Source organism: Paraburkholderia sp. BCC1885 (genome assembly GCF_900996235.1).
Taxonomy (GTDB): domain Bacteria; phylum Pseudomonadota; class Gammaproteobacteria; order Burkholderiales; family Burkholderiaceae; genus Paraburkholderia.
Genome location: NZ_CAAJGM010000197.1, coordinates 1 through 283, shown reverse-complemented (window position 1 = coordinate 283; position 283 = coordinate 1). Strand labels below are relative to the sequence as shown.

At 62.9% G+C, this 283-nt stretch carries 1 pseudogene; it reads left to right on the top strand.

What is annotated here, in order from left to right:
- Window positions 1–256 (top strand): annotated as a pseudogene (locus tag FQ755_RS37815) (IS66 family insertion sequence element accessory protein TnpB); the annotation flags it as partial.
- Between the last annotated feature and the right edge of the window lie 27 nt (window positions 257–283).

Sequence of the window (283 nt, the reverse complement as noted above, 5' to 3'; positions counted from 1 at the left end):
CATGCTGTACACCTGGCGGCGGCGATATCTCGCCGAGCAGCAAGCTCCGTCTACCAGCCTCCTCCCGGTCGTACTGCTGAGTGACGCGCTGACGCAGGTCGTTGCGTCATCTTCGGGGGTTCCGCAAGCGCCAGATATGAAGCCGGCGTCTCCTGGGTGCACGATCGAGATCCGCATCGGCCGTGCGGTGGTTAAGGTAGACGGCCTGGTCGACGCTGACATGCTGCGTACCGTGCTGGGCAGTCTGCGATCATGATCTCTCTGCCGGTTGGTACGCGCATCT